Genomic DNA, 19,436 nt, shown 5'->3' on the forward strand with positions numbered 1-19,436 from the left:
GGCGTCATGATCGTTTTTAATCAACTCAGTCGCGATTACGCCCTTGGCAGCCAAACCGTACGTGCATTGCGAGACGTGTCTGGTGAAGTGTTTGCGGGCGAAATGGTGGCATTATGCGGACCGTCTGGCTCAGGCAAAAGCACCTTACTTAACGTGCTTGGCATGCTGGATACTCAATACCAAGGTCAGGTGGCATTTGCAGGCAGCCCATACCCAACCGGACAAATGCAGGCTGCGAAAATGCGCCGTGAAAAGCTTGGTTTTGTGTTCCAAAAATTCAACCTTGTCCCCGTGATGACGGCGCTAGAGAACGTGGCGTATCCGCTGCATCTCAACGGCTTTTCAAAAGCAGAACAAACCGAGCTCGCCACACAAATGCTAGAGCATGTTGGCTTGGGCGAGTTTATTAATCATATGCCCGATAACCTATCAGGCGGTCAGCAACAACGAGTGGCAATTGCTCGTGCGTTAGTACACAAACCAGCATTGGTGATTGCTGATGAGCCAACCGCAAGCCTTGATAGCCAAACTGCCAACAAGGTCATCGACATTATGAAAGGGCTCGGACACGAGCTTGGCACCACTTTTATCGTCGCCACTCACGACCCTCGCATGGCATCCCGCTGCGATCGCACCATTGAATTGGTGGACGGCAAAATCACCCAAACGCACGCAAGTGTGGAGGAGGTTTCATGGGCAAGCTAATTCCTGTTTCGGTTCGCCTTGCTTGGTTGAACCTGCAACGCAATCGCCGCCGCAGTTTGTTGTCGATGCTGATCATCGCCATTGCCGTGTTTGCCTTAACCAGTGCGGGCGGTTTTGGTCTGTACACCTATGACAGTTTGAAAGAATCGACAGCGCGTGACACGGGGCATCTGACGTTAACCACGCCAGGTTACTTCGCTAAAGAAGAAGAGATGCCGCTGAGTAACGGGTTAACTCATGCAGACGACATTACCAAGCAATTGATTGGGTTGAATGAAGTGCGAGGTGTGCAGCCACGAGTTGAGTTCAGCGGTTTGATTTCCAACGGCAACAAGTCATCGATCTTTATCGGCATTGGTGTTAACGAACGCGAATTCGATATGAAAGGACCGTTTTTGGATGTGCGTGAAGGGCAAACACTTTCGAACATTCATGCATCGCGTTATGACCCAGCAGAGCCAGAAGTGATGCTCGGTGTTGATTTGGCGAACAACCTAAGCGTGCACGTTGGCGATTGGATTACTTTGCTGGCGACCACAACTGACGGCGCATTGAACGCGTATGACTTCAAAGTTCGTGGCATCTATTCAACAGGCGTACCAGAGCTTGATAAACGCCAGTTGTACGTGCACATCAACAGCGCGCAATCGCTGCTCGGTTCAGACAAAGTCAGTGCGTTATCTGTCTTCTTGTTCGACACCAGTTTAACGAGCCAAGTCGAGCAACAAGTGGCTTCGGTTCTGAGTAAGCAAAAGCAGAACTTTGGCGATCAAGATATTGAGATTACGCCTTGGCAAGAACGTGCGTTCTTCTATCTCAAAGTGAAAGATTTGTACGACCGCATCTTCGGCATCATGGGCGCAGTAATGGCGTTGGTAGTCTTTGTCGCCCTGTTCAACACCATGACCATGTCGGTCACCGAGCGTACCCGTGAAATTGGCACCTTGTCAGCGCTTGGTAGCTACCCTCGCGAAATCATTGCTGGGTTCTTACGCGAAGCAGGGTTACTTGCGGTGATTGGCAGCTTAATCGGCGCTTTGTTTACTGCGTTAGTCACCGTCTTACTGATGGTCGTGGATGTGCAAATGCCGCCACCGCCAGGACGCACAGAAGGTTACCCATTGACGATTTACTTCTCTTGGGAGCTGGTGGCTGTCGCAGGATTCGCGGTATTGATGATTTGTTTGGTTGCGGCGTTTTTCTCGGCACGCAAAGGGGTGAACAAGCCAATTACGGAGGCACTGATTTATGTTTAATTTCAAATCACTATTACCAATTGCATTGCTGACGGTAACTGACATTGCAAGCATGAATGTCAGTGCGAATGAAACAGCACTAGATGCACAGCAAGTTGCGCAATTGATTGAAAAAGCGGACAGCTACCGCTTGCAAGATGATTCCTCCAAAGTGGTGTCACTGGTGCGCTTATATCAAGACCAAGAGTTAGATAAAACCCGCCTTTACCACGTGTACACGCGTCCAAATCGTGAATCGCTGGTGGTGTTCAAATCAGCAGTCGAAGCTGGGCAAAAGATGCTGATGATGGGCGACAACTACTGGCTGCAAATGCCTAAGAGCCGCCGTCCGATTCGCATTACGCCGATGCAAAAGCTGCTTGGGGAAGCGTCTATCGGCGACATCTCAACCCTGACGTGGAGCCAAGATTATCAAGGTGAATGGAAAGCGACAGAAACCGTTTCGGTGAACGGAGAAAGTGTCGCGGCTTATCATCTTGCTCTAACCGCGAAGACCAAAGGGGCGAGCTATCAGAAGATCGATTTGTGGTTGTCTGAGCAAGATGCGTTTCCAATTAAAGCTGATCTCTACTTGCGCTCTGGCAAACTCGCCAAGCAAGCGCAATACGGACGTGCAAGCGACAACGGTGAAGACTACGTCAGTGAGATGACTTTGCTTGATAGCATTCAGCCGAACAAAAAGACCGTTATCGAGTATCAAGAAATCGTGCCTTGGCAGCTGGACAACAAGTTCTACAACCCAAGCTATTTGCCGAAAGCCAATACGACTCAGCTTTAGCCTGAACTCCGTAAATAGAACCATGAAAACGAGCAAGGAAGTTACATGAAATCGCACCAGTCTAACCTTAACAAAAGCACCAGTTTGTTGATTGCTGCCTCATTGTGTGTGGGCGCGTCAGCCCCTGCTTTTGCCAATGACGAACTGAGTTTTGAGTGGGATTGGGCTGTCAGTTACGAAACTGCCAAGCAGCGTGACAGCGCATTTATGCAGGCGCAGGGCAGTTCTCGTGATTCACTTAATGCACTGTTGGATGTGCAAGTGAACTATCAAAACTTCAGTGGCTTGTTCGCTCTGTACAGCCAAGGTTTGTACCTCAATCAACAAGGAGAGAGTGACTGGTGGAGTGAAGCTGATAACCAACTGCTGATTCGAGAGCTGGCTTGGCTAGGAGAGTGGCAAGTCGGTGACACCACTCTTGATGTGAGTTTGGGTAAGTTGCGCGTGGATTGGGGCGTGGGTTATGGCTACCGACCTTTGGATCTGTTTAAGCCTTATCGACAAAATCCGGTTGGCTTAGTCGCAGAAGAGGGCGCGGGTGTGTTTTCACTTTCACACTATGATATGGCAGGCGAGTGGACCGTCATTGCGACGGATTCAAGCTGGGGGCAACAAGACCAAAGTGCACTTGATCAAGCCGCAGAGCAACAAGGTATTGGTATTCGTCGTTATGCGCTGGTGGGTGACACCGAGTATCAACTTATTGGTTATTACGATGATGTGCGCCGAGGTTTGCTTGGCGCCAGTGCCATTGCCGTGTGGGATGAATCCATCGCCATGCACGGTTCCATGCTGTGGCAAAAGCAAAGTGTCGGCTATCAGTTTCAGCAGGATGATCTTTACCAACCCGTTTCAGCTGAGGAGCAGGGAAGCGCATTCCAAGCTTTAGTTGGGGTGAACTGGGCAAACCAAGCCGGACACAACGTGATTGCTGAATATTGGTACGACAGCCGAGCATGGTCGAAAAGCGAATGGCAGCAAGCAATAGAGCGTGGCGAATTACTCTCTCAGATCCCTGAACCTAACAACTCTCTGTTGGCTAGCAGCGCTCTACTTGCGACAAGCTACGCCCAAGGGTTTCAGCATGCCAATATCGTTCAGCATAACGTAATGCTGCACTGGAGTTGGGATGTGGAAGCGTGGGCTGCATGGAACGGTAAAGCGGATATGGGCTGGCTAAGTGATGTAACCCCTACGTTGGATGTGATGTTGGCGCCGCAAGATGGCGGTGTGATTGTCACGCAGTGGCTTAACTACCAATGGATTGATACTGGCGATCAAAGTGTAGAAGTGGAAGTTGCCGCACGCTTTTTAACCGGAGACGACCAATCTGCTTACGCACAAATCAATGATAAGCATATGATTGTTTTTAACATCAAAGGGAAATTCTAAATGTGTTCAGCAAAATCAGTGGTGAAAAGTGGATGGTCGCGTAGCTTATTAGTGACCACGGCATTTTGTCTCTTTATCGCAGCAATGACGCTTTCTGTTTGGGGGGGCTCATTCTACGTTCATGTTATGGTGAGCTTTGGATTTGGCTATTCGGCTATCTTCTTCTCATGGCTTGTCGACCGCCTGTTTCCTACCATTCCTCGTTTGGCGGAAGTGGCTATCTCGCTGACGGCTTGCTTATTGTTCGGTGTGGTAAACGCCCAGTTTTGGCTCGGAGAATATTTCGGCATCTCAGGTATGCTATCGGTTGGACTCATGGGGTTGTTATTCAGTGCCATGTGCTTTTTCTATTTCTACTCACGCGAGCAACATGCAATCGCTCAACGAGAGTTGGAAGCCATCAAACGCGAGAAAGCAGAGCAAGATCGTGCGCTGTTGCTGAGTCAGCTTAAGCAGATGCAAAGCCAGATTGAGCCGCATTTCTTATTCAATACCTTGGCAAATATCAGTGCGCTCATGTCGCAAGATGTTGATAAAGCCAAGCTGATGCTAGAACAGTTAACCGCGCTGCTGCGTGCAACGCTCAAAAGCTCACGTGAAGAGCACACCACCATAGACAATGAAACGGCGTTACTTGAGGCTTACTTAGGCATCCAGCAAACCCGTTTAGGTGACCGACTCAGTTACAAGATTGAGGTAGAAGAGGGGCTAGGTAGAACCGAGTTACCGCCGATGATGCTTCAACCCTTAATCGAAAACGCCATCATCCATGGTATTGAGCCGAAGCGAGAGGGCGGCGAAGTCAGCTTACTCATTAAGCGCGAACAACAGAACTTGCAGATTGAAGTCAGAGACTCAGGTGTTGGCTTGAATCATGTCAGCAAGCATTGTGGTTCAGGGGTAGGGCTGAGTAACCTGAAACAACGCGTCGATGCGTTGTTTGCAGGCGAAGGACAAGTGTCGATCAGTGAACCAGTTGAAGGTGGCGTGAGTGTCCGTTTGAGTTGGCCAATGACAAGCAAGGAATAGTGGAATGAATACAGGGTTTACTGCCATTATTGCTGATGATGAACCGCTATTGAGGCGTCATCTTGATAAAAGCCTAGCTGAAGTGTGGCCAGAGCTAGAGGTGATAGCCAAAGTCGCAGATGGTGAACAAGCGTTGCAAGCCATTGAGCAAAACCAACCTGACATTGCGTTTCTTGATATTCGTATGCCAGTTTTGGATGGCATGACATTAGCACAAAAGCTCAATCAACTCGCCAATCCACCTTTGATTGTGTTTGTCACCGCGTACGATGATTACGCCATCAAAGCTTTTGAGCAAAATGCTGCCGATTATTTGCTTAAGCCTATCTCGGATGAGCGCCTCCTGACGACGTGTGAAAGAGTGAAAGCACGCCTTGCTAAGCGAGAGCAAGAAAGCAGCAGTAATGTGCAGATGAGCAGCCTGTTAGAGCAGTTGCAGCAATTATCCGCGCCACAAACGCCGCAGTATTTACAGTGGATTAAAGCGACGCAAGGGGAAGATATTCATCTGATCGCCACGTCTGATGTGTTGTATTTCAAAGCGGAAGAAAAATACGTTTCTGTGTATGCCCAACAAGGACAAGGCAAAGTGCAGGAGTATTTGATTCGCACCTCGTTGAAAGAGTTGATAGGGCAGCTTAACCCAGAACAGTTCTGGCAAGTGCACCGTTCAAGCGTGGTGCAAGTGTGCAAAATTAGCAAAGTAAACAAAGACTTTGCCGGAAGAATGTTTGTGCACGTTGGAGAGAACAAGCTCCCGGTGAGCCGTGCATCTCAAAGTTTGTTCAAAGGGATGTAATCGCTAGAACTGCTCACTCTTTACACTGTAAACTCGATACTCTTAACCCACATTATCAAGGAAGATAAATGAGTTATCGCGTAACCCTGTTAAATGCGACGGGAGAGTTGTCTCCAATCTCTGAGTATTTGCATCAGAAACTTGATGATCTGAGCTCACAACTTTCTAGTTACTTTGATCTCAGTAACATCGACCTGACCGTTAGCCCGTTTGATCGCAATGACGTACCGCAGACGGGGATTGGTGGCTATTGCTTAAGCGCCTATCGTGTAGAGATTCTGCTTGATACTCAACGTGCTGATATTAAAAACGTTATTGAGAAAGAACTGGCTGCGGTGTTAGCGCATGAGTTGCATCACCTGTTCCGTATGCGAGCGGGAGAGAATGGCGCTGCGCTTGGTGATGTACTGATTATGGAAGGGTTAGCTTGTCATTTCGAACGCAAGGTAAATGGTGGCGTCACTCCGAGCTTGTTTGAGAAAATCAAAGATCAAGATTGGCGCCCTTTCTATGCTGAGATGAAAGACAAGTTGACCAGCTTAGATTACAACTTCGACGCTTACTTTCTTGGTAGCGATGAAAGCCGCTGGCCGAAATACATGGGGTATTGGGTTGGGTACAACCTTGTTGCTGAATATCTGGCTGATTTTCAAGGCTCTGAGCTTGATTTAGCCGGAGCAAAAGCCGAGCTTTTCTATCAATAACTCCGGCACAAGCTAAACTAATAGGCTGAGTCATAAAAACAAAAAGCGCTTAAGTCATAAGACATTAGGCGCTTTTTTCGTTTTGTAGCGACGATTTCTACCAAGAGGCAAATGGGCTTATTCGCTGATTGTCACTTTCTCAATAATGATTGGATCGCATGGTACATCATCGTGACCAAGCTTAGAGGTCGTTTTCACTTTCGCGATGCGATTTACGACATCCATACCCGCAGTCACTTTGCCAAACACCGCGTAGCCCCAGCCTAGGTTGGTGGTTGCGGTATGGTCTAGGAAATCGTTGTCTTCCAAGTTAATGAAGAACTGTGCCGTTGCAGAGTGCGGTGCATCGGTACGCGCCATTGCGATAGTGCCAACAAGGTTCTTTAGACCACGGTTTGCTTCGTTTGCGATTTGGGCGCGCGTTGGCTTTTCTGCCATGTCTTCGGTGTGACCGCCACCTTGGATCATAAAGCCGTCGATAACGCGGTGGAAAATGGTGCCGTCGTAAAAGCCATCTTCACAGTATTTTTTGAAGTTCTTTGAGCTAACTGGCGCTCGTTCTAGATTCAGTTCAATTTCGATGTCACCGAAATTGGTGGTCATGGTAATCATCTGGTTTTGCCCTTGTGGGTGCTTAGTTGGCGGCATTATAGCTAAGTTGCTTGAGGATAGCAGAAATAAAAACAGCGACGTTAAGGCGTCGCTGTTTCTACTATTAAGTATGGTTAAGGAAGTTAAACCGTGAAGCGTCCCACCAAGTCGTAAAGCTCGTTGGCTTTGTGATTGAGGTTTTGGCTGCCCGAGCGATTTTGATTGGCAAGGTGCGCCGATTGACTACTTTGCTGAGAAATGACTTCGATGCGTTGTGAAATCTCTTGTCCAACTTGGCTTTGCTCTTCGGTCGCGGTAGCGATCAGCGTGTTCATGTCCATGATATTCGCAATCGCTGCTTGAATATCTTGCAGCGCAACCGATGCAGCACGTGCTTCTTCTACTGTCGCTTCGCCACGTGCTTGGCTAGATTCCATCGCTTTTACCGCGGCATCCGATCCTGCTTTAAGTTGATCGATCATCTTGTGAATGTCACCTGTGCTGTCCTGAGTGCGGCTTGCAAGCTTACGCACTTCATCCGCGACAACTGCGAATCCGCGTCCTTGGTCGCCCGCTCGTGCTGCTTCAATGGCAGCATTTAGCGCAAGCAAGTTGGTTTGTTCAGCAATATCTTGGATGACTTCAAGTGAGGATGAGATGTTCTGCACGTCACTCTCTAGACGTGAAATTACAGTGCTTGCTTCAGAGACCTCATTCGCTAGCGCTTCAACGGAGTTAGCGGCGGAGTCTACGATGTGCTTCGCTTGTTGTGCGTTGTCATCGGCGTTTTTAGCGGAATCGGCGGCTTGGTTTGCGTTGCCAGAGATCTCGTGAGCGGTGGCCGTCATTTCTGTCATTGCAGTCGCGACTTGTTCCGTTTCCTCACGTTGACCAGAAGCCAATTCATCCACTTGTGAGGCGCGTTGAGACATGTTGTTAGTTTCTGATACTACCTCTTGTCCGACATGGCTGACGCTCTTAATAATTCCTTGCAAGCTTTCAACGAAGATATTGAAGTTATGCGCGAGCTGCTTAAATTCTGGCACGCTAGATTCTTCCATACGCGCGGTTAAGTCGGCGTCACCTTGCGCGAAAGATTGGATTGAGCTGTCAAACTGTTCGATAGGGCGCATAATGCTACGGTTGACGAGTACGGCAAAAATGGCCACGACAACGGCAATAGAGACACAAAACATAGCAATAGCGGCTAAGGTATTGTTTAGCTCATCGTTTGCTGTGTTTTCCATCTCTGTAATGATCGCATCGATATCATCAGTATAAAAACCTGTGCCAATCATAATATCCCACTTGGGAATGAACATGGAGTAGCTGAGTTTAGGTAATGCTTCGGTTTGCCCTAACTTAGGGAAGTAGTAGGTTGTGAAGTCACCCGTTTTGGCGTTTTTCAACAGGTCTTGGATCAGGTAGTTGCCTTTTTTGTCTTGCAGGTTATAGAAGTTTTCTCCAACCCCTTTATTGTTTTTTCCGACAACAACACGCACGCCTTTTGAGTCGTACGCAAAAATATAACCTGATTGGCCGAACTCTAGCTCTTTGAGCACTGGAATGGCTTCTTGCAATGAGGCATTACGATCCAATAACGGTTTGAGTGCGGAATGAGCCATCTGCACATAGTTTTTCAGTTCCGCTTTCTTCATCGCCATCATCGTCGTGTGCGTATGATTGATTTGTTGTTGGTTGTAGGTACTGGTTTGGAGGTAGGTAAACCACATCATACCCAAAGCAATCGTTAACACGGGAATGATGGAAAGAATATAAAGTCGCTTTCTTATCGTTAGATTCATAGGTACTTCCTTACGTCTCGGCGCAGCGTTACAAATTGGTAAACTTCAATAGCTTTACCAAATAAAAGTGTTAATAATTATTTTTGTACTGATTGCAGATTAACCGAGTTGGCGGGTGAGAAGTACAGGAAGTTGGTGATCGTGGACGAGAGAGACTCACATTTTTAAGCAGGATCACAATTAGCGAGAGCATTGGCCCGAGTTGCAGCGGGAGCTACCAGTAAGCCAGTATGAGACACGATACCTATTGTTGGCAAAGCGTAGGTAAAGCCAGTCGGCAATTGGTTTGAGTAATGGCCAACGTAGTGGTGCATATAGCCAACCTCGACCGACCAACTGCCATGCTCGGTGAGTCACATCAAGACCAAGTATCAGTTCATTGTTGTCATTCAGCGCATGCAAAATCGTGTTGGCTTTTTGCGCGTCTATCTGTGGGTAATCAGAAAAGTCATCGCTGTATATATCGACGATTTTTATCGCTTGTTTTACATCTCGTTGCTTAAGTGCGTGCATTTCTTTGGCGCACAGTGGGCAAGTTCCGTCATAAAATATGGTGAGTTTTGTCATTGCGATCGTCTTGTTATTTGATTTGTCTTACTGAGTTCTACGTGGCGATTTTTCTTTTGGTTCATTATGTTGCAGGTAGTGGTTCCAATTCGCGCGTATGTTCTCGTAGTTGTATTGGCAAAAGTCTTTGCGATCTCGTAGGTAGTCTTTTTCAACTTCATCGAGAAGCGACTTGTACTGTTCCGGATCACTGCCGTACACCAAACATAAGGTAGAGAAGTAGCGTTGCAAATCAAAACTGTGCTCATCAATGTACTCACCGAAGTCGTAGTAGTCCGGTCTGTCATCGGACTCAAATGCGAACATGTCGGCGGCGCTAATGGCCATCTCTGCGCCATCTTCTAGGAAGTCAATCATTAAGATCGTGGCAAAATTATCGACGGCATCTTCTTTTCCGAGAACAGGGATGTTTTGATCTTCGATGTAAGCATGCCCGGCTTCATGCAGCAAGGTGTGTAATAACGTATCTAACGCCCCTGTTTTTGGGGATTTTCCAAGGCGTTCTTCATACTGGTTATTGGAGAAGTAATTGAATGATTCCAAATAAAAAGTGTAGGGAATGTGTATCGTGTGCGTATCGGGATCGTACATTGGGCCATCTTCTCCGCCGTAAACCAGTGTGAGTGGTTTGCGAAATGGAAAGTGGATCTGAGATAGCTCAAGAAAAATTGGGTTTACATTGCTGTTTTGGATAGATTGCAGGGCGATTTTTTCATGGGTTGTTTCCACGGAAGAATATTCAATACGGATATTTTCCGCTGCAGTGGCAGATGAGATGGCACAGAGTAATAGCACAGGGAAAAGCGAATGAATTTTCATGTAGGGCTCTTGTTATTTGAATAACTTACATAAAAATTATACATGTTTTTGTGTGATGCATAATTGGGATTGTTTTTATCACCCAGAATCGGGTAGTTAGCCTCGAAAGACTACCATGACAACACCGTACATTTTGGTTGCTGGGCCCTCCAGAAAGCCTATCAAAACACGTTTTATTCAGGAGATGATAGATAAGTGATTGGCTTTTAAGGTTTATTTTTTGGTGAGGCCAAGTTGAATTGGCTTTGCTCTTTTGTCTGTAAAAATGCTATTCAGCAGTTAATCATTATGGAATGAAACCATGGGATTGGTGAATGTCACTGAATTGAAGAAAATTATCAGCAATATGTTATAATCCGGCTCCGTTGTGAAGAAAACGTTTGTTGCAGCTTGAGAGTTTCCTTGGATTCGGCTCGTTTACACACCATGAGCCAGAGTTAAAAAACTACGACAGGAACAAGCAAACCCAATTGTTTTGAACGCGATCTCGGCGTTTAGAGGTTACAACGGGAAGGAACTTTGTTTGATAGTAATTGACACATTCTGTTTAAGTAAGGGAGCCCAATGTGGTTCAGAAAGTGTCACCCAGAATTTACTCACAACACTATACCCCAAGCAGTCACGCACAGGTATTGCGAGGGGGCATTTGAAGGAGCTATATCGGCTCCTTTCACATTTAAGGGCTTGCTAACAGCGGAAAACTGACACATCGCTAAAGGAGCGTCCCTTAAACTAGCCTAAGGCGCATCTACACCAACTTTTGAGTATTTTCGAAACAGTAAAGCGAGAACATTTGCTATTGAATGAAGGTTAAATTAACACTCGATCATTACGGAGGATGAAGAGAACAATAATAAGAGGCGATATGAATCATTTAATATCTGTAGGTGCACTGGAGTCCTTCTTGGTCGCAATCAGTGTGCTTTTCCTGGGGCATTTTATTAATGCTAAGCTACCGATTTTAAAGAAGTTCAACATACCTGAGCCGATTGTAGGTGGCCTTATTGTGGCCTGCATGATTACTGCTCTTCATTTCAACGGCATCGACTTGGAGTTCGATTTGCCGTTACAAAATACGTTTATGTTAATGTTTTTTGCGACGGTTGGTTTGGCCGCAAATTACACTCAGTTGATGAAAGGAGGTGCGAAGGTTTTTATCTTCTTAGCTGTCGCATCGTTTTACATCATCATACAAAACGGCGTTGGCGTTTCACTCGCGGCGGCGCTCGGTTTAGATCCTTTGATGGGGTTAATTGCTGGCTCGATTACTCTGTCTGGTGGCCATGGTACAGGTGCTGCGTGGTCACAAACCTTCCAAGACGTGTATGGATTGGATAACGTTTTGGAAATTGCGATGGCATCAGCCACTTTTGGTTTGATCATCGGCGGTATCATTGGTAGCCCAGTGGCACAGCGCCTCGTAGAAAAAAACAGCATTGAATCGGAGTATGGTCGTGGTGGTCGGGATGCCAAAACTCACGAAAAATTCCCTGAGTTGGTGACCTACAACGAATACGAAGAAGATAAAGTAACGGCGAAAAAAGTGGTGGAGAAACTCTTCTTCCTACTGATCTGTGTTACGGGGGCGAAGTATGTTGAGCAATGGGTTAGCACGTATGAAATCTCATGGTTGATGATTCCAGACTTTGTATATGCGCTGTTCATTGGTGTGATCATCACGAACTTCTTAGAGGTGACCAAGCTTCGTAAGTTAGACGCAGAAACCGTCGATATGCTCGGTACCGTTTCTTTGTCATTGTTCTTGGCGATGGCATTAATGAGCTTGAAGTTATGGAATATCTTTGACTTAGCGATTCCATTCTTGGTCATTTTGGCTGTGCAGTCTGTGGTCTTAGCTATCTTCACTTACTACGTCACGTTCAAAGTGATGGGACGCAACTATGACGCTGCGGTTATTGCGGGTGGTCACTGTGGTTTTGGCTTGGGGGCAACCCCAACAGCTGTGATGAACATGGGCTCTATCGTTAACCGATTTGGCCCGTCGCCGCAGGCATTTATGGTGGTGCCAATTGTGGGGGCTTTCTTTATCGACATCGTTAACTTAATCATTTTACAAGGTTACATTTCATTCCTTGGTTAAATTTAAGTTCATGATCTCCTAAGGTCGAAATAAAAACGGTCACAACACAGGTTGTGACCGTTTTTTTATGGCTCGATTTTGGCCGTTTATCGAACGACGGATTATTGAATGGTTCGGCTGAACTTGATACTAGCTGTCCAACCAAGAACGCCGATGAAAGCGTAAATGCCAACGTTTAACCAACCCGCTTGAGGAATTGCATTAAATGGGCTTGGTGCAACAATGGCGTGCAGTGGAAGGTAAAGCACTTCGGAGAAGAACTGATCTAGGCCGTAATAGCCAAATAGTGCGATTGGCATCCAGCGCAGCGCATAAATGGCGATAAACAAAATGACCAGTGGTGAATTCACTTTCTGAGAAATAGCCATTGCGGTTAATGCCAACGGTAACAGTAGAATACCGGCGAACAACATTCTGATTAAAAACTCTCCCCAATGCAGCAGCACGTAACCTAACGAGGCTTGGCGGTACAATAAAGCCAATTGGTGATCGGTAGAGATGTTCAGCAACCACAGCATCAAATCTGCTGCGAGCACAAGCGCCGAGCAAACGAGCGGAATCACCAATAAGCCAAACCCTAGCTTCACTAAGTGAGTTTTTATATCGCTGACCGGCATACTACGCCAAAACATAATACTGCCCTCCGCACGCTCTTTGCGTAGCGTTCTTGGGAAGTATTGAACGGCTAACAAGATAGACAGCAGTCCTGCTCCTCCGGTAATCAACATATTGACGTCATCACCAAGCTCTTTATGAATGTCACTGACATCGCCACCAAAGCTCATTTGGAAAAACATATTGTGTTGTAGAGTGTCGTTACTCATTAAACTGACAAAGAGAATAACTCCACACGCCAACACAAACAGTGGAATACGTAAAACAAGAGGGTTTTCTAACCACTCTTTTTGCAACATCGCGACAACTGAACGCATTACGCTGCCTCCTTCTGCAATGCTAAAAATAGATCCGCTAACTTCACCCCATGGATGGCCCCCATTGTTTCTGCTTGTTGGGCATACTGGGCAGTGAGTAACCATTTCGTTGAACCGAGCCCTTTTTGTGACGACAGTGGGTTCATCGCTTCAATTTGTGTGCGGTATTCGTCGCTGGCCTCAAGGATGAAGTAGTCTTCACTGATACTGTCCATCGAGGTTTGTAGTACAGGGCGGCCATGCTTGAGAATCAGCACATCAGTCAGTAAGTGCTCAATCTCTGATACTTCATGACTGGCGATGATCAACACGCGCTCGCCGTCGTGAAACCATTCCAATAAGTGACGATAAAACGTATCACGATACACGAGATCTAACCCGAGTGTCGGCTCATCCAATATGAGGATTTGGGTGTTAGTCGCGATTACAATCGCGAGGTGCAATTGCACCTTCATCCCTTTGGATAAAGATTTGATGCGCGCACGAGGTTTGATGTCCGTTTGACGAAGCAGCGTATCTGCTTGAGCGCGATTGAACCCTGGATGCACGCCTTCGGTATAGTTAAGCAGTTGAGCGACAGTCATCCAATCTGGCAGAACGTTCACATCCGAGATGTAGGATAAGCTCCGCATTATTTTGTCGCGTTGCATAATGGGTTCAAATCCGTTGATACGAACAGTGCCTTGATATTCATGTGCGCCGAGTAGGGTATTAATAAGCGTTGATTTACCTGCGCCATTATGGCCGAGTAAGCCAAGTACTTGTCCTGCATGTAGGTCGAAACTCACTTCATGCAGTGCTTCTCCTTGTTGCTGATATTGCTTGGAGACGTTGTTTACACTGACTAATGCGCTCATTGGTCACCTTTCAAGTGTGGTTTTAGTTGTTGAATGAATTCGTCGAGTGACATATCCAGACGCTGTATTGTGTCGGCTATCTGCGGAATTTGTTGTTGAAGAAAACGTGCCTTCTCGTCTGCAAGCAATTTGAGTTTTGCCCCTGAAGCGACAAACATACCTTGACCGCGTTTTTTCTCCACTAACCCCTCATCAACAAGCAATTGATAGCCTTTCATGACGGTGAGGTGGTTAATTTTCATATCCGCAGAGATGCTACGAACGGAGGGCAGAGCATCGCCTTCTTGCCAGATACCTTGCAGTATTTGTTGAGTGATCTGGTCAGCCAACTGTCGAAAAATCGGTTGGCGATCATGCCAATTGGTCATGAGTGAATCTCTTGGCTGAAATGGTGTTATATATAGGTATAACACTTAGTGTGCCGGAGAGAAAGTAATAATTTAAAATTAAGCGTATGTTCCAGCCTTCGCTTTCCCTAAATATCTACCTATGTGATAGCTATTTTGAAGACTTTATTGTGAACATAAATTAGACACTTCTCATAAGTTGAGAAGTGTTATTTTTCTAATCCAATCAAGGTATTTACCACCAGCTTGGTATTGGTATTCTCATATAATGATAATCAGTGGGATTTTGGGTGCATCCATTTCTTACTTGATGAGAATTTGTGGCAAATACACCCTAGAAAACAAAAGGTTCGAGAGGCAATCTGATTGACTTAGGCACCTATCTCACGTTGAGCGCTTGCTCAATGAATGAGAAAGAGGAGAGTAAAGAGGTCTCATGAATCAGGTAATATCTATCGGCCCACAAGAGTCGTTTCTCGTCGCAATTTGCGTGTTATTTTTAGGGCAGTTCATTAACACCAAATTACCAACCTTAAAGAAATTCAATATCCCAGAGCCAATTGTTGGTGGTCTAGTTGTGGCTTGCGTGATCACGACGATGCACTTAAATGGTGTGGATGTATCATTTGATTTACCACTGCAAAACACCTTTATGCTGATGTTTTTTGCGACGGTTGGCTTAGCTGCGAATTACACCCAACTGATTAAAGGCGGTGCGAAGGTTTTCATCTTCCTTGTTGTGGCATCGGTCTACATTCTTATCCAAAATGCGGTCGGCGTATCCTTAGCAACCGCATTGGGGTTAGATCCACTCATGGGGTTGATCGCCGGCTCTATTACGCTTTCTGGCGGACATGGAACTGGTGCGGCGTGGTCGCAAACTTTTCAAGAAATGTATGGTTTGCACAATGTCCTAGAAGTGGCGATGGCTTCTGCTACGTTTGGCTTGGTCATGGGCGGGATTATTGGCAGCCCTGTCGCGCAAAAGTTACTCAACAAGCACAACTTAGAATCGGAATACGGACGCACCAACCAAAGCCATCAGAGTTTCCCTGAATTGGTGACCTATAACGAACATGAAGAAGATCGTGTCACGGCGAAAAGAGTTGTAGAAAGCTTATCCATTATTTTGCTTTGCGTGACAGGCGCGAGCTATCTGGAGAGTTGGGTGAGCAGTTTTGGCATCAAGTGGTTGATGATCCCAGATTTTGTTTATGCGCTGTTTATTGGTGTTGTCATCACCAACATCATGGAAGTGACCAAGGTGCGCAAGGTTGATTTAGAAACCGTTGATATTCTTGGTACGGTTTCGCTATCGCTGTTCCTTGCCATGGCTCTGATGAGCTTGAAATTGTGGAATATCTTTGATCTTGCGATCCCATTCCTTATTATTCTTGCTATTCAGTCTGCCGTACTCGCGGTGTTCACTTATTACGTAACATTCCGCATGATGGGCAGTAATTACGATGCCGCGGTGATCGCCAGTGGACATTGTGGTTTTGGTTTAGGTGCCACACCGACTGCGGTCATGAATATGGGCTCTATCGTGAGTCGTTATGGTCCATCACCACAAGCATTTATGGTAGTACCAATTGTCGGTGCATTCTTCATCGACATTGTGAACTTAGTGATTTTGCAAGGCTGCATTGCTTTTATTAAATAGCCCCCGCTTCTTTCAGCTTAACATAACAAAGCCAGTCCCTTGAGATTGGCTTTGTTATTTGTAACACGAAATCTTGTTTCTCTGACTTCAAGCCGTGAAATCAATACGTTACTATGATGACATAGTGTTCAGTTTTACAGCAGCATGAGGTACCCACATGTCTGAAAAAATATCGACGTCGGCATTAGCGAAAATGCGCAAGGTTGAAGCCAAGCTGTTGTTTGCCGATCTCAAACGTGCTGGCTACATTGTTCGCCAAGACGAAAAATGGATTCTGACGGAAGAAGGCGCCAAGTTTGGCGGCGAGTATGTGGATCACCCTAAATTTGGCCAGTTCATCGTCTGGCCGACCAATTTACATATTGAGCTGACTTCCAGCTCAGGGAAAACATTAAGCGCCACGCAGCTGGGTGAAAAGCTGAAACTGAATGCGAAGCGCATGAACCAACTGTTGAGTGAGTTGGGGTGGATCGCCAAATCTGAAGAAGGTTGGAGTGTCACTGAAGCTGGTATACGCGCTGGTGGCCAGCAAAGAACCGATAAAGAGACACAAAATACCTTTGTCGTATGGCACGATGTGGTGCTGCGTAATAAGCATCTTAAGCAGTCTGTCATTGAATTTTTAGGGCAAGATGCGGAGTCACACTCCACGGATAAATCGTACTCAAGCTTTCGCCAAAAGTTTGAAGCCAAACACCGAACATTAGATGGGCATTACGTGCGCTCTAAGGGGGAGTTGCTCATCGACAACTGGCTGTACTTGGCTGGTGTGGTGCACGCTTATGAGCGTCAACTGCCGATTGACCAAGATGTCACCAGTGATTTTTATTTGCCAGGCGGTAAAGTCTATTTACAGTTTTGGGGAAGTGATACTGGGGAGATGGCTGAGGCTGACCGTGAGACCATTCGTACTGTTTATGAGCAGCATCATTTCAACCTTATCGAAGTCAAACCGAGTGAACTAGACAAGTTAGATGAAGTGCTGCCTAAGCGTCTTCGTCAGTTTGGTATTAAAGCTTATTAACGACTTAAGCCCGCTGTTCAGATAAGAAAAAACCCGTGATCAATCACGGGTTTCGTATTTTTAGCGTGCATCTAGGCTGTCATCCTATGGATTAAAAACCTTTGATGTTTTCCGCTTCTAGCTCCGAGAAGTACTTCACTGTCTTCACTTTCAGTTCTTGTTGAGCTGGCTCGTCACATACGATCACTGCTTTAGGATGAAGTTGAAGTGCAGAAACCGTCCATAGGTGGTTTACACAACCTTCTACTGCTGCTTCAAGTGCTTGAGCTTTGTTATGACCTGTTACCAGAATCATCACTTCTTCTGCGTCTAGCAGCGTACCCACTCCGATAGTCAGTGCGTATTTAGGCACTTGGTTGATATCGCCGTCAAAGAAGCGAGAGTTCGCAATGCGAGTGTCTTCAGTCAGTGTCTTGATGCGAGTACGAGAAGACAGAGATGACGCTGGCTCGTTGAACGCGATGTGACCGTCGTTACCCACGCCGCCCATGAACAGGTTGATCTTGCCGTAAGACTTAATTTTATCTTCGTAACGCTTACATTCTGCGTCGTGATCGTCAGTGTTACCGTTCAGTAGGTTGATGTTTTCTTCTTGGATATCAATGTGATTAAAGAAGTTGTTGTACATGAACGAGCGGTAAGACTCTGGGTGATCTGCAGGGATGCCAATGTACTCATCCATGTTGAAAGTCACGACGTTTTTGAAGCTCACTTCGCCGGCTTGGTAAAGCTCGATTAGGGCTTTGTAGGTTGCTAGAGGAGTGCCACCAGTTGGTAGACCCAGAACGAATGGACGCTCAGCAGTAGGTTTAAAGTCGTTGATACGCTTAGCGATATGCGCAGCTGCCCACTTACCTACTTGTGCTGCTCGAGTTAACGGGATAAGTCTCATTTTGTGCCCCTAGTTATTGGAATTTACGATGTACCGAAACATTAATTCGCATTATAAAATAAGTAATGACGAACTGCTATTGTTTTAGGTCAAAATTTTGCTTTTTCTTTAACCAGTGTTGATTTTATCGACTGTTTTTATATCTAAATGCTTTTATAAGCCGATTTTTTACAAAGAAATTGCATTATGAAACTGACGAATTGATAGATAAAATTTATGATCTAAATTAAGTTCTGTCTTCGCACTTAACCTTGTTTTTTAACAACCTACAGAGTGTGAAACCGCACACGAACTTCAAATATTATGGGATGGACATGGCACGACGCTCATTCCTTAACCATAATTGAAATGTGTAAACCAGTGAGGAATTCGGTATGAAAAATGAGTTAGATCCGAGCAAAGTACTACAGGCTTACGAATGTGTGATGAACAACGGTACACCAACCGAATTTGGCAAAATGTATGAAGGTGTAGAAGCGTTTTCCGATTACGACGGGTACAACGTTTTCTTACGAGGGAATGGTGTTGAGCTAAAGGTTGGCTTCCACAATACCTATCAATTGGAGTACGACCAAGAGCACTTGAAAGAGAGCTTTTTGAAAAAGATCGCGATGCTTGCAAAGTAGGACTAGCAGCACTAAATACTAAAAAAGCCCTTGGGAGAACGCGCCCTTGGGCTTTAGGAGAAGAAATGAGCTTGTTTTGCTCGCTCAGTCAAACCAAACGAGCTTTCGCCTACTGCCTACTGCTAGAAAAAGGCGAGAATTAGTTTATTTGGTTATTAATCGTCTTCGACCAAACTCTCTTCAATGTAATCTTCTGTCGCGTCAGGCTTATTACGACCATTTAGCGTGTGGAAGCGCTTGCGACCACGAGCAAGTTGGGTGTACTTTAGCCACGTACGCTCAAGTTTTGTTTTTGCTTTGCCTGGGTTTTCTAGCACCTTGATGAAGTGTTTCTCTTCGCTATTTTCAGGTGTTAATTCGCCTGACTCTAAGCCAAGCATAGTATCCCCATAAATTGTTAGGATTTCCTCTTCCGAGAGAGTAAAATCGCCAGACTTTGCAAAGCCGCGTGGGAATTTTACGTTGTCGTAAAAACGTTTTTTGCCATGACGGAATTCAGTGTCAGACATGTCAACAGCCTCTGTAACCGTTATTGATGAATGTAGTGAA

The 19,436-nt window shown here is 46.0% G+C and carries 20 protein-coding genes; 11 read left to right on the forward strand and 9 right to left on the reverse strand.

Annotation, left to right across the window (positions count from 1 at the left end):
• Window positions 1–6: 6 nt before the first annotated feature.
• The 7 genes from D8S93_RS13585 to D8S93_RS13615 all read left to right on the forward strand — a co-directional run bounded on the left by D8S93_RS13585 (window position 7) and on the right by D8S93_RS13615 (window position 6,663).
• Window positions 7–705, forward strand: a complete 699-nt coding sequence (locus D8S93_RS13585; RefSeq protein ID WP_152813713.1) for an ABC transporter ATP-binding protein — start codon at window positions 7–9, stop codon at window positions 703–705.
• The gene (locus D8S93_RS13590; RefSeq protein ID WP_029790514.1) at window positions 693–1,961 is read left to right on the forward strand and encodes an ABC transporter permease; all 1,269 of its coding nucleotides are present in this window, start codon (window positions 693–695) and stop codon (window positions 1,959–1,961) included. The genes D8S93_RS13585 and D8S93_RS13590 overlap by 13 nt, the downstream gene beginning before the upstream one ends.
• Window positions 1,954–2,739 carry an outer membrane lipoprotein-sorting protein gene (locus D8S93_RS13595; RefSeq protein ID WP_152813715.1) on the forward strand — a complete coding sequence of 262 codons (786 nt, stop codon included), beginning with the start codon at window positions 1,954–1,956 and terminating at the stop codon, window positions 2,737–2,739. Before D8S93_RS13590 ends, D8S93_RS13595 begins: the two co-directional genes overlap by 8 nt.
• A gap of 45 nt (window positions 2,740–2,784) precedes the next feature.
• Window positions 2,785–4,131, forward strand: a complete 1,347-nt coding sequence (locus D8S93_RS13600) for a hypothetical protein (protein WP_152813717.1) — start codon at window positions 2,785–2,787, stop codon at window positions 4,129–4,131.
• Window positions 4,132–5,160 carry a sensor histidine kinase gene (locus D8S93_RS13605; protein ID WP_152813719.1) on the forward strand — a complete coding sequence of 343 codons (1,029 nt, stop codon included), beginning with the start codon at window positions 4,132–4,134 and terminating at the stop codon, window positions 5,158–5,160. It abuts the gene before it with no gap.
• 4 nt (window positions 5,161–5,164) lie between these two features.
• Window positions 5,165–5,959: a LytR/AlgR family response regulator transcription factor gene (locus D8S93_RS13610; protein ID WP_152813721.1), complete on the forward strand. Its 795-nt coding sequence runs from the start codon at window positions 5,165–5,167 to the stop codon at window positions 5,957–5,959.
• Window positions 5,960–6,027: 68 nt separating this feature from the next.
• Window positions 6,028–6,663: a DUF2268 domain-containing putative Zn-dependent protease gene (locus D8S93_RS13615; RefSeq protein WP_152813723.1), complete on the forward strand. Its 636-nt coding sequence runs from the start codon at window positions 6,028–6,030 to the stop codon at window positions 6,661–6,663.
• A gap of 117 nt (window positions 6,664–6,780) precedes the next feature.
• On the opposite strand, the gene D8S93_RS13620 is transcribed toward D8S93_RS13615, so the two are convergent.
• The 4 genes from D8S93_RS13620 to D8S93_RS13635 form a co-directional block, all read right to left on the reverse strand.
• Window positions 6,781–7,275 carry a peptidylprolyl isomerase gene (locus D8S93_RS13620; RefSeq protein ID WP_152813833.1) on the reverse strand — a complete coding sequence of 165 codons (495 nt, stop codon included), beginning with the start codon at window positions 7,273–7,275 and terminating at the stop codon, window positions 6,781–6,783.
• A gap of 122 nt (window positions 7,276–7,397) precedes the next feature.
• Window positions 7,398–9,059: a methyl-accepting chemotaxis protein gene (locus D8S93_RS13625; protein ID WP_005392065.1), complete on the reverse strand. Its 1,662-nt coding sequence runs from the start codon at window positions 9,057–9,059 to the stop codon at window positions 7,398–7,400.
• A 180-nt stretch (window positions 9,060–9,239) separates the two neighbouring features.
• The gene (locus tag D8S93_RS13630) at window positions 9,240–9,626 is read right to left on the reverse strand and encodes a thiol-disulfide oxidoreductase DCC family protein (RefSeq protein ID WP_152813725.1); all 387 of its coding nucleotides are present in this window, start codon (window positions 9,624–9,626) and stop codon (window positions 9,240–9,242) included.
• 27 nt (window positions 9,627–9,653) lie between these two features.
• Complete coding sequence (locus D8S93_RS13635) at window positions 9,654–10,445, reverse strand: DUF4344 domain-containing metallopeptidase (RefSeq protein ID WP_152813727.1); 792 nt, start codon at window positions 10,443–10,445, stop codon at window positions 9,654–9,656.
• An 865-nt stretch (window positions 10,446–11,310) separates the two neighbouring features.
• On the opposite strand from D8S93_RS13635, the gene gltS (D8S93_RS13640) reads away from it, so the two are divergent.
• Window positions 11,311–12,546 carry a sodium/glutamate symporter gene (gene gltS / locus D8S93_RS13640; RefSeq protein ID WP_006740921.1) on the forward strand — a complete coding sequence of 412 codons (1,236 nt, stop codon included), beginning with the start codon at window positions 11,311–11,313 and terminating at the stop codon, window positions 12,544–12,546.
• A gap of 101 nt (window positions 12,547–12,647) precedes the next feature.
• Here the strand turns inward: gltS (D8S93_RS13640) and D8S93_RS13645 are convergent, their stop codons facing one another.
• From D8S93_RS13645 to D8S93_RS13655, 3 genes are read right to left on the reverse strand one after another with little or no spacing between them, the layout of a single operon-like run.
• A complete protein-coding gene (locus tag D8S93_RS13645; RefSeq protein ID WP_152813729.1) occupies window positions 12,648–13,478 on the reverse strand; it encodes a hypothetical protein in 831 nt (276 codons plus the stop codon).
• Complete coding sequence (locus tag D8S93_RS13650) at window positions 13,478–14,335, reverse strand: ABC transporter ATP-binding protein (RefSeq protein ID WP_152813731.1); 858 nt, start codon at window positions 14,333–14,335, stop codon at window positions 13,478–13,480. Before D8S93_RS13650 ends, D8S93_RS13645 begins: the two co-directional genes overlap by 1 nt.
• Window positions 14,332–14,703: a GntR family transcriptional regulator gene (locus D8S93_RS13655; protein ID WP_005392046.1), complete on the reverse strand. Its 372-nt coding sequence runs from the start codon at window positions 14,701–14,703 to the stop codon at window positions 14,332–14,334. The genes D8S93_RS13650 and D8S93_RS13655 overlap by 4 nt, the downstream gene beginning before the upstream one ends.
• Before the next feature lie 415 nt (window positions 14,704–15,118).
• Between D8S93_RS13655 and gltS (D8S93_RS13660) the strand changes: the two genes are divergently transcribed.
• On the forward strand, window positions 15,119–16,345 hold the full coding sequence (gene gltS / locus D8S93_RS13660) for a sodium/glutamate symporter (RefSeq protein ID WP_006740924.1): 1,227 nt from the start codon (window positions 15,119–15,121) through the stop codon (window positions 16,343–16,345).
• Window positions 16,346–16,502: 157 nt separating this feature from the next.
• A complete protein-coding gene (locus tag D8S93_RS13665) occupies window positions 16,503–17,369 on the forward strand; it encodes a glycerol kinase (RefSeq protein WP_152813733.1) in 867 nt (288 codons plus the stop codon).
• Between the two features lie 91 nt (window positions 17,370–17,460).
• On the opposite strand, the gene nagB is transcribed toward D8S93_RS13665, so the two are convergent.
• Window positions 17,461–18,261 (reverse strand): glucosamine-6-phosphate deaminase, encoded by an 801-nt coding sequence (nagB, locus tag D8S93_RS13670; protein WP_006740926.1) that lies wholly within the window; start codon window positions 18,259–18,261, stop codon window positions 17,461–17,463.
• A gap of 374 nt (window positions 18,262–18,635) precedes the next feature.
• Between nagB and D8S93_RS13675 the strand changes: the two genes are divergently transcribed.
• Window positions 18,636–18,887 (forward strand): DUF3081 domain-containing protein, encoded by a 252-nt coding sequence (locus tag D8S93_RS13675; RefSeq protein WP_005392042.1) that lies wholly within the window; start codon window positions 18,636–18,638, stop codon window positions 18,885–18,887.
• A gap of 155 nt (window positions 18,888–19,042) precedes the next feature.
• Here D8S93_RS13675 and D8S93_RS13680 read toward each other — a convergent pair whose 3' ends face one another.
• Entirely contained in the window at window positions 19,043–19,396 is a 354-nt protein-coding gene (locus tag D8S93_RS13680) for a DUF413 domain-containing protein (RefSeq protein ID WP_005392041.1), read from the reverse strand.
• Window positions 19,397–19,436: the final 40 nt, after the last annotated feature.

Source organism: Vibrio sp. VGrn 2 (assembly GCF_009361695.1).
Lineage (GTDB): Bacteria > Pseudomonadota > Gammaproteobacteria > Enterobacterales > Vibrionaceae > Vibrio > Vibrio diabolicus.

Coding starts and splice junctions, on each gene's coding strand:
- nagB (WP_006740926.1), bottom strand. CDS start 18,261: ATGAGACTTATCCCGTTAACTCGAGCAGCACAAGTAGGTAAGTGGGCA.
- D8S93_RS13625 (WP_005392065.1), bottom strand. CDS start 9,059: ATGAATCTAACGATAAGAAAGCGACTTTATATTCTTTCCATCATTCCC.
- gltS (WP_006740921.1), top strand. CDS start 11,311: ATGAATCATTTAATATCTGTAGGTGCACTGGAGTCCTTCTTGGTCGCA.
- D8S93_RS13680 (WP_005392041.1), bottom strand. CDS start 19,396: ATGTCTGACACTGAATTCCGTCATGGCAAAAAACGTTTTTACGACAAC.
- D8S93_RS13610 (WP_152813721.1), top strand. CDS start 5,165: ATGAATACAGGGTTTACTGCCATTATTGCTGATGATGAACCGCTATTG.
- D8S93_RS13650 (WP_152813731.1), bottom strand. CDS start 14,335: ATGAGCGCATTAGTCAGTGTAAACAACGTCTCCAAGCAATATCAGCAA.
- gltS (WP_006740924.1), top strand. CDS start 15,119: ATGAATCAGGTAATATCTATCGGCCCACAAGAGTCGTTTCTCGTCGCA.
- D8S93_RS13665 (WP_152813733.1), top strand. CDS start 16,503: ATGTCTGAAAAAATATCGACGTCGGCATTAGCGAAAATGCGCAAGGTT.
- D8S93_RS13615 (WP_152813723.1), top strand. CDS start 6,028: ATGAGTTATCGCGTAACCCTGTTAAATGCGACGGGAGAGTTGTCTCCA.
- D8S93_RS13655 (WP_005392046.1), bottom strand. CDS start 14,703: ATGACCAATTGGCATGATCGCCAACCGATTTTTCGACAGTTGGCTGAC.
- D8S93_RS13600 (WP_152813717.1), top strand. CDS start 2,785: ATGAAATCGCACCAGTCTAACCTTAACAAAAGCACCAGTTTGTTGATT.
- D8S93_RS13620 (WP_152813833.1), bottom strand. CDS start 7,275: ATGATTACCATGACCACCAATTTCGGTGACATCGAAATTGAACTGAAT.
- D8S93_RS13635 (WP_152813727.1), bottom strand. CDS start 10,445: ATGAAAATTCATTCGCTTTTCCCTGTGCTATTACTCTGTGCCATCTCA.
- D8S93_RS13590 (WP_029790514.1), top strand. CDS start 693: ATGGGCAAGCTAATTCCTGTTTCGGTTCGCCTTGCTTGGTTGAACCTG.
- D8S93_RS13595 (WP_152813715.1), top strand. CDS start 1,954: ATGTTTAATTTCAAATCACTATTACCAATTGCATTGCTGACGGTAACT.
- D8S93_RS13675 (WP_005392042.1), top strand. CDS start 18,636: ATGAAAAATGAGTTAGATCCGAGCAAAGTACTACAGGCTTACGAATGT.
- D8S93_RS13630 (WP_152813725.1), bottom strand. CDS start 9,626: ATGACAAAACTCACCATATTTTATGACGGAACTTGCCCACTGTGCGCC.
- D8S93_RS13605 (WP_152813719.1), top strand. CDS start 4,132: ATGTGTTCAGCAAAATCAGTGGTGAAAAGTGGATGGTCGCGTAGCTTA.
- D8S93_RS13645 (WP_152813729.1), bottom strand. CDS start 13,478: ATGCGTTCAGTTGTCGCGATGTTGCAAAAAGAGTGGTTAGAAAACCCT.
- D8S93_RS13585 (WP_152813713.1), top strand. CDS start 7: ATGATCGTTTTTAATCAACTCAGTCGCGATTACGCCCTTGGCAGCCAA.